Genomic DNA, 8071 nt, shown 5'->3' with positions numbered 1-8071 from the left:
ATCTTTTTTATATTGGTCCGTATTCTTTTGCTTTTTGGGGAAGTAAGTCGCTATCTAGAGATTCTTCACATAGTTACTCACAGAAAAGGTGAATAAATGTGGCTGGTGTCGCATTATTTTGTTGATAACTTTAAATTTGATGAAAAGTTATCCAATTAATGATTGGGAATACATAAATCTCGTGTTAATCACACTAGTAAGTTTGCTCCTATTGGGGATATGTGGAAAAATCAAAGCAATTAAGATTTTACTAGAGGTTGGCCAGTGATCGATGGCGATGGTTACCGACTCAATGTTGGTATTGTGATTTGTAACAACCATGGTCAGGTATTCTGGGCGAAACGATACGGACAACACTCTTGGCAGTTTCCACAAGGTGGAATTGACGACGATGAAACTCCTGAACAAGCGATGTTTAGAGAGCTTTACGAAGAGGTTGGGCTTACAAAGAAAGATGTGAAAATCATAGCAACAAGCCGTCATTGGTTAAGATATAAATTACCAAAACGGCTCGTTCGTTGGGATTCTCAACCTGTCTGTATTGGGCAAAAACAGAAATGGTTTCTTCTGCGCTTAGAGTGTGATGAATCAAGAATCAACATGCAGCGCGGCAGTACCCCTGAATTTGATGGTTGGCGTTGGGTCAGTTATTGGTATCCAGTGAGGCAAGTAGTCTCTTTCAAGCGAGATGTTTATCGTCGCGCCATGAAAGAGTTTGCATCATTCGCGATGCCATTTAAAGAACGTAATAACAAAGGTAAGCGCAAAAATAAAAGAGGATAGACATGCTCTCTCAGCTAAGGGAAATAGTTGAACAAGTATCCAAGGTAGAAGATGTACACCAAGCCTTGGATATTTTGGTTAAGCAAACGTGCAATGCGATGAGTACCGAGTGTTGCACTGTCTATCTTGCTAACGAAGAAAAACATCGCCTAGAACTGATGGCAACGCAAGGCTTAAAGTTCAAAGGCGACAAAATCCACATCGGTTTTGACGAAGGTTTAGTGGGCTTAGTGAAACGTTCAGCTGAGCCAATCAACATTGCTGAAGCGTCGAAACATCCTAATTTTAAATACTTCAAACAGCTTGGCGAAGAGGTGTATCAAAGCTTTCTTGGTACGCCGATTATTCATCGCAAGCGAGTATTGGGTGTCTTGGTCGTGCAGCAAAAAACACCTCGCTTATTTAGTGAGATGGAAGAGTCTTTTATTGTCACTCTGGCGGCGCAAGTGGCCGTGATTATTGCTCATGCTCAAACACAAGGGCAGTGGCTGCTTTCGAAAAAGCAGTTATCCACCAGTGGTATTGCTGCGTCATCTGGCATCGCGATTGGTGAGTTTTGGTGGGATGACACCCAGCCTCAACTGTCTGATGTTTACCCCGCCTCAACGCTCGATATTGAACGAGAACAAGAGTGGCTAGTGCTGGCGGTAGAAAGCGCCTTGAACGATTTTCGTCGTTTAAGAAAAAAACTCGATAGTGATATTAATAAAGATGCGTTAGCCATCTTCGATCTCTTTACTCATCTACTCAATGATCCGATGCTACGCAACGATCTGAAAAGCCAGATCCAAAAAGGCGATCGTGCAGATTGGGCATTACGGCAGGTTGTGGAGAGTTATTCCAACCGTTTTGCGAAGATGTCAGATGTTTACTTACGTGAGCGTGCACAGGATATTCGTGAGCTAGGTCAGCGACTGCTATTTTTTTTGCACAACACTGAGCATGATCAGCAGCAACTTGATAAACCGATTATTTTGGTGGTACGCGAACTTACTGCTTCAATTCTCGCCGCTATTCCTAAAGATAAATTACTGGCGGTGGTCTCTTTAGAAGGGGCTGCCAATTCCCACGCAGCAATATTGTCACGGGCGCTGGGCATTCCCGCAGTGATGGGGATTTCACTTAATCTCAAGGAGATCAACGGTAAAAAGGGCATTGTCGATGGTTATAGCGGCAAGGTTTTTATCTCACCAAATAGACAAATTCTGGCGGAATATCGCGCTTTAGCTTATGAAGAAAGCGAACTTTCTCAAATGGTTAATGAAACCATTGCAGAAGCTCCTTTTACGCAAGATGGCACACGTATTGAAGTGATGCTCAATGCTGGATTAAGTGCGGATACCAACATCGCAATTAACCAAGGGGTTGATGGTGTCGGGCTGTATCGAACCGAAATTTCCTTTTTGCTGCAACATCGCTTTCCATCAGAAGAAGAACAAGTGCAGCAGTATCGCAGCGTTTTGAACGCTTATCCTGATAAACGGGTGGTGATGAGAACGTTAGACATTGGTGGCGATAAAGCACTGCCTTATCTACCCATTGAAGAAGACAATCCCTTTCTTGGTTGGCGAGGTATTCGTTTTACGCTCGATCATCCCGATATTTTTTTGATTCAACTGCGGGCGATGATGCGTGCCAGCGGCGATAACCAAAATCTCAGCATTTTATTGCCCATGATTTCAGGAACGAAAGAGTTGGACGACGCAATGCGGTTGATTGAGCAAGCGTATCGAGAAGTTTCTAGCGTTGATGATCGGATCATAATGCCCAAGATTGGCATTATGATTGAAGTACCATCAATGATTTATCTTCTACCATTGATTGCGAGCAAAGTGGACTTTGTTTCGGTTGGAACCAACGATTTAACCCAATATTTGTTGGCCGTTGATCGGAACAATGCACATGTTGCTGATGTCTATGACTCCATGCATCCTGCGGTGGTGATGGCGCTTAAACAGATTTTAGAGACTTGCCAGTCTCATCGTATACCTGTTTGCGTGTGTGGTGAGTTGGCCGGAGACCCTATCGGTTCACTGTTATTAATTGGTTTGGGTTATCGCATGCTAAGTATGAATACCTCCAACGTAGCCAAGGTCAAATATTTAGTGAGGCACTCTCAGTTAGGACAGTTACAGCAACTTGCTGACAAAGCGTTGATGCAACCTTACGGCAACGACATTTATAATATGATGCACTCATACTTTGAAGATAAAGGCTTTGCTGGCTTTATCCGCGCAGGCAAAAAATAGGAACCAATGTGAATTTTGAGTTGATGGTGTTGCTGGTGTTATTGGGCTCAGTCGTTGGTTTTATGGCTGGTTTACTGGGCATTGGTGGTGGTTTAATTGTCGTTCCGGCGTTGCTTCTTTTGCTTCCCAAGGCGGGTATTTCCCCCGAACTTAGTATGCATTTAGCGTTAGCGACATCGCTAGCGACCATCATTGTTACTTCGGCTTCTTCGGCATTAAATCACCTTAAATTGGGCAATGTGGATATGTTTGTCGTCAAGTGGCTCATGCCCGGCGTTATCGTCGGTGGGTTTGTTGGCTCAATGATCGCAGATGTGATTCCGACTCAATATCTACCGAAAGTATTTGGCGTGATTGTTTTTTGCCTGGCGATTCAAATGTTTTTATCGATAAAAGCACAAATGCAAAGATCGATGCCCGGTGCGTGGGTGACCATGCTGTGTGGCAGTGGTATTGGTATTGTCTCTAGTTTAGCGGGAATTGGTGGCGGTTCGCTCTCCGTTCCTTTTTTGAATCGTCATGGCGTTGAAATGCGTAAAGCCGTCGGTTCTTCTTCTGTCTGTGGGTGTGTGATCGCAATCTCTGGCATGATTGGTTTTATTTTGCACGGTTATCAAGTGGAGAATTTACCACCTTACAGCATTGGCTATGTCTATTTACCTGCGTTAGTCGCCATTGCTTCGACCTCAATTCTCACTACTCGATTAGGAGCGCGTTACGCGACTCAGTTACCGACGGCGGTATTGAAAAAAATATTCTCCGTTTTTCTGATGGTTATAGCGGCAACTATGCTGTTTTAATCACTTATTATCTTCACCTCATTTTTAGTAAGAGAACACGTTTATGTCTCAGGGTTTTATACAGTTCCCAAATATTGATCCCGTGCTGATTGCGATTGGCCCTATATCCATTCGCTGGTACGGCTTAATGTATTTAGTTGGTTTTGTTTTTGCGATGTGGCTTGCCAATCGCAGAGCGGACAAACCAAATAGTGGTTGGACTCGTGAGCAAGTCTCGGATTTGCTGTTTGCTGGATTTTTAGGGGTGGTCATTGGTGGTCGTGTCGGTTATGTGTTGTTTTACAATTTTGATCTGTTTCTCCAAGACCCGCTCTATCTTTTTAAAGTGTGGACAGGCGGGATGTCTTTCCATGGTGGTCTACTTGGCGTGATCAGTGCAATGTTTTGGTATGCACGGAAAAATAACCGAACGTTTTTTGGTGTCGCCGATTTTGTGGCTCCTTTGGTTCCATTTGGTTTAGGTATGGGACGATTAGGCAACTTCATGAACAGTGAATTGTGGGGGCGAGTAACCGATGTTCCATGGGCGATCATTTTTCCGAACGGCGGGCCTTTGCCTCGCCATCCATCACAGCTTTATGAGTTTTTCTTAGAAGGGATTGTGCTGTTTATTATATTGAACCTGTTTATCCGCAAAAATCGGCCAATTGGTTCAGTCTCAGGGCTATTTTTGATAGGCTACGGAACATTCCGTTTCCTTGTCGAATATGTTCGTGAACCAGATGCACAATTAGGATTGTTCGCTGGATTTATCTCCATGGGGCAAATCCTGTCGCTACCGATGATCATTGTCGGTGCACTGATGATGGTATGGGCGTACAAGGTTAACCATAAAGTGACTCAATAGTGTTAAGGATAGTTTGTGAAACAGTATCTTGAACTTTGTCAGCGAATTGTTGATGATGGCGTTTGGATCGAAAATGAACGTACAGCCAAACGCTGCCTAACGGTGGTTAACGCTGATCTCACCTATGATGTAGGTCAGAATCAATTCCCGTTAGTGACAACGCGTAAAAGCTTCTGGAAAGCCGCAGTTGCTGAGCTGCTTGGTTATATTCGTGGCTACGATAATGCAGCCGATTTTCGCGCTTTAGGAACCAAAACGTGGGATGCGAATGCGAATTTAAATGCAGCTTGGCTTAACAATCCATACCGCAAAGGTGAAGATGATATGGGCCGCGTGTACGGCGTTCAAGGACGTGCGTGGGCCAAGGCTGGTGGTGGGCAGATTGATCAACTGCGTAAGATTGTTGATGATCTTTCACGTGGCGTTGATGATAGAGGCGAAATCCTAAACTTTTACAACCCAGGTGAGTTTCATATGGGCTGCTTGCGCCCCTGCATGTACAGTCATCACTTTTCGTTGTTGGGCGATACTTTGTATCTCAATAGTACGCAACGCTCGTGTGATGTCCCGCTTGGCTTGAATTTTAATATGGTTCAGGTCTACGTGTTCCTCGCAATTATGGCGCAAATTACCGGCAAAAAAGCGGGCGTGGCCTACCATAAGATCGTCAATGCGCATATCTATGAAGACCAACTGGCGTTGATGAAAGATGTACAACTTAAGCGTGATCCACTACCTATGGCGAAGTTTCATATCAACCCGAAAATTAAAACGCTAGAAGATCTTGAAACTTGGGTTACCTTGGATGATTTCTGGATTGAAGGCTACCAATGTCATGATGCCATCCAGTACCCGTTTTCGGTTTAGTTGCCCTCTCGCATTATTAAAAAGTACTGTTTTCTAGTTGTAAAAAATCCCCGAAGCGTTGCTCGGGGATTTTTTTGATCTGTCGTGTGGTTTGTTCGTTACTTAAGCCGTTAGTGCCAATATGCCACCAGGTAGGATAATAAAGACCGATAGCAAATAGACAGCGACAACCGACTTATTCTTAGTCGCCATTTCGGCGATCATTTCTGCGCCTTTAATTGGCAGTTCACGTAAAAACGGAACACCATAGATCAACACAGTGGCTAATACATTAAAGGTTAAGTGGACTAAAGCAATTTGCAAGGCAAATACCGCAAACTCACCAGAAACGGCCGTTGCCGCGAGTAGGGCGGTAATGCAAGTGCCAATATTAGCCCCTAAAGTGAATGGGTAAACATCGCGTACTTTCAATACACCAGTGCCGACCAGCGGAACCATTAAACTGGTGGTAGTTGAAGAAGATTGAACCAATACAGTGACGATTGAACCTGAAAGGATACCGTGCAGCGGTCCGCGTCCAATGGCATCTTTGAGTATCTCTTTCGCACGACCCACCATCAAACTCTTCATGAGCTTACCCATGACAGTGATAGCCACAAAAATGGTCGCAATACCAAGAACAATCAACATCACGCCACCTACAACTTCACCAAAAGTGATCAGCTGGCCTTTTAGTGCCGTGATAATTGGGCTCGTGATAGGTTTGATAAAATCGAGTCCTTTCATGCTCATATCACCAGTAGAGAGCAAAGGTGACACAAGCCAATGAGAAATTTTCTCTAAAATACCAAACATCATCTCTAACGGTAGGAAAATCAGTACCGCCAAAAGATTAAAGAAGTCGTGAATTGTTGCACTTGCAAAAGCGCGTTTAAATTCGACTTGGCAACGAACGTGTCCAAGGCTAACAAGCGTGTTGGTTACTGTGGTGCCAATATTGGCACCCATGACCATTGGGATCGCCATTTCAACAGGTAATCCGCCAGCCACAAGACCGACAATGATAGAGGTTACGGTGCTTGAAGATTGAATCAATGCTGTGGCGACTAACCCTATCATCAACCCCGCTATTGGGTGTGAGGCAAACTCAAACAGTACCTTAGCTTGATCACCTGTCGCCCATTTAAATCCACTACCTACCATCGCCACTGCAAGTAGCAGTAGGTAGAGCATGAATGCCAAGTTCGCCCAACGCAGCCAACGAGTGGTACTCGCAATGGGTGCAGCAGTAGTTGTCGCTTGGTTCATTTTCTTTTCTCCATTGACCTTTTGAGTGTTGTTCGGTCTGTTGTTGAATCTGAGCGAGATAGTAGAGAATAATTATTTCATTTATATGACAGTGGGTTTCTCATTGATAACTCTGATAAAAACAAGTTTCACGGTGACTTTTAATTCTTTATTTATTGAATTTTCATGATGTTATGCGATTTTAACAACGTGGAGGAGGAGGGCGAGGGACGCTAGTTTTAGATATTTTATGACGAAGTTGTCATTTTTGAACTCTAACTGCTCGGTATTAAGATTAGCTAACGTTCTTAAGTTCGGTTTTTCCGAGTTAATTGCTCATTTGGCTTGGGTTTGTTATAAACAACGACCAGATAAAATTGAGTGTCCTTATCATGTTTCACCTCAACTATAATCATCTTTACTACTTCTGGATGGTATGCAAGCAGGGATCGGTCACTAAAGCTGCAGAAGCACTCTTCTTGACTCCACAAACCGTCACTGGGCAAATTAAGGCTTTTGAAGAGCGCATGGATGGTAAGCTTACTAAGCGTAATGGTCGTAGCATTGAACCGACAGAACTTGGGCAACTGGTTTTTAAATATGCTGACCGGATGTTCGGCTTAAGTTATGAGATGCTCGATATTGTCAATTATAGTCAGCGCTCTAATCTGCTGTTTGATGTAGGAGTGGCGGATGCCCTCTCTAAACGGCTTGTCAGTAAAATACTGATGACGACGGTCCCGGCCGATAGCAGTATCCACTTGCGTTGTTTTGAATCGACCCATGAAATGTTGTTAGAGCAACTTTCACAACACAAATTGGATATGATTCTCTCTGATTATCCCGTCGATTCCAGCCAAAGCCCGGGCCTGTTCAGCAAAAAACTGGGTGAGAGTCACATGAGTTTTTTTTGTTCAGGCAAGGTTGAAAATGTCTCTTTTCCCGCCATTTTAGAGCAGAGAAAGTTGTTGATACCGGGAAGCCGAACCGCGATGGGGCGTAATCTATTGCAATGGTTTGACCGTCAAGGCCTGAAGCCGAATATTCTGGGGGAGTTTGATGATGCGGCATTGATGAAAGCTTTTGCGCGTTATCATCATGATGCAATTTTTTTAGCACCCTCAATCTATGTGACTGAAGTTGGTGATGATCTTCCTTTGCAACTCATCGGTCAGATTGATGATTTAAAAGAAGAGTACTACGTCATTTTTGCTGAGAGGATGATCCAACACCCAGCAGTGAAAAATGTTTGCGATGCAGATTTTAATAATTTGTTTGTATGATGCTTTCACTACTAA

Annotated in this window: 7 protein-coding genes; 6 read left to right on the top strand and 1 reads right to left on the bottom strand. The window is 43.8% G+C overall.

The features are described from left to right. Window positions 1-264: 264 nt before the first annotated feature. From rppH to AACT21_RS03390, 5 genes are read left to right on the top strand one after another with little or no spacing between them, the layout of a single operon-like run. Window positions 265-783: an RNA pyrophosphohydrolase gene (gene rppH, locus AACT21_RS03410; RefSeq protein ID WP_010319133.1), complete on the top strand. Its 519-nt coding sequence runs from the start codon at window positions 265-267 to the stop codon at window positions 781-783. 2 nt (window positions 784-785) lie between these two features. After that, window positions 786-3032, top strand: a complete 2247-nt coding sequence (gene ptsP / locus AACT21_RS03405) for a phosphoenolpyruvate--protein phosphotransferase (RefSeq protein WP_094164493.1) — start codon at window positions 786-788, stop codon at window positions 3030-3032. An 8-nt stretch (window positions 3033-3040) separates the two neighbouring features. After that, window positions 3041-3832 carry a sulfite exporter TauE/SafE family protein gene (locus AACT21_RS03400; RefSeq protein WP_013857592.1) on the top strand — a complete coding sequence of 264 codons (792 nt, stop codon included), beginning with the start codon at window positions 3041-3043 and terminating at the stop codon, window positions 3830-3832. Window positions 3833-3875: 43 nt separating this feature from the next. Then, the gene (lgt, locus tag AACT21_RS03395; RefSeq protein ID WP_013857591.1) at window positions 3876-4679 is read left to right on the top strand and encodes a prolipoprotein diacylglyceryl transferase; all 804 of its coding nucleotides are present in this window, start codon (window positions 3876-3878) and stop codon (window positions 4677-4679) included. A 15-nt stretch (window positions 4680-4694) separates the two neighbouring features. Beyond that, a complete protein-coding gene (locus tag AACT21_RS03390; RefSeq protein ID WP_094164492.1) occupies window positions 4695-5546 on the top strand; it encodes a thymidylate synthase in 852 nt (283 codons plus the stop codon). 102 nt (window positions 5547-5648) lie between these two features. Here the strand turns inward: AACT21_RS03390 and AACT21_RS03385 are convergent, their stop codons facing one another. Next, entirely contained in the window at window positions 5649-6794 is a 1146-nt protein-coding gene (locus AACT21_RS03385; RefSeq protein ID WP_064624491.1) for a Na/Pi symporter, read from the bottom strand. 371 nt (window positions 6795-7165) lie between these two features. Between AACT21_RS03385 and nhaR the strand changes: the two genes are divergently transcribed. Beyond that, window positions 7166-8056 carry a transcriptional activator NhaR gene (nhaR, locus tag AACT21_RS03380; RefSeq protein WP_026027442.1) on the top strand — a complete coding sequence of 297 codons (891 nt, stop codon included), beginning with the start codon at window positions 7166-7168 and terminating at the stop codon, window positions 8054-8056. The last annotated feature ends 15 nt before the right edge of the window (window positions 8057-8071 follow it).

It is taken from the genome of Vibrio sp. V08_P9A1T1 (genome assembly GCF_963874405.1).
Taxonomy (GTDB): domain Bacteria; phylum Pseudomonadota; class Gammaproteobacteria; order Enterobacterales; family Vibrionaceae; genus Vibrio; species Vibrio anguillarum.
The sequence above is the reverse complement of the archived record's forward strand: the minus strand, read 5'-3'. Positions and strand labels throughout refer to the sequence as shown.

Coding starts and splice junctions, on each gene's coding strand:
- ptsP (WP_094164493.1), top strand. CDS start 786: ATGCTCTCTCAGCTAAGGGAAATAGTTGAACAAGTATCCAAGGTAGAA.
- lgt (WP_013857591.1), top strand. CDS start 3,876: ATGTCTCAGGGTTTTATACAGTTCCCAAATATTGATCCCGTGCTGATT.
- AACT21_RS03385 (WP_064624491.1), bottom strand. CDS start 6,794: ATGAACCAAGCGACAACTACTGCTGCACCCATTGCGAGTACCACTCGT.
- nhaR (WP_026027442.1), top strand. CDS start 7,166: ATGTTTCACCTCAACTATAATCATCTTTACTACTTCTGGATGGTATGC.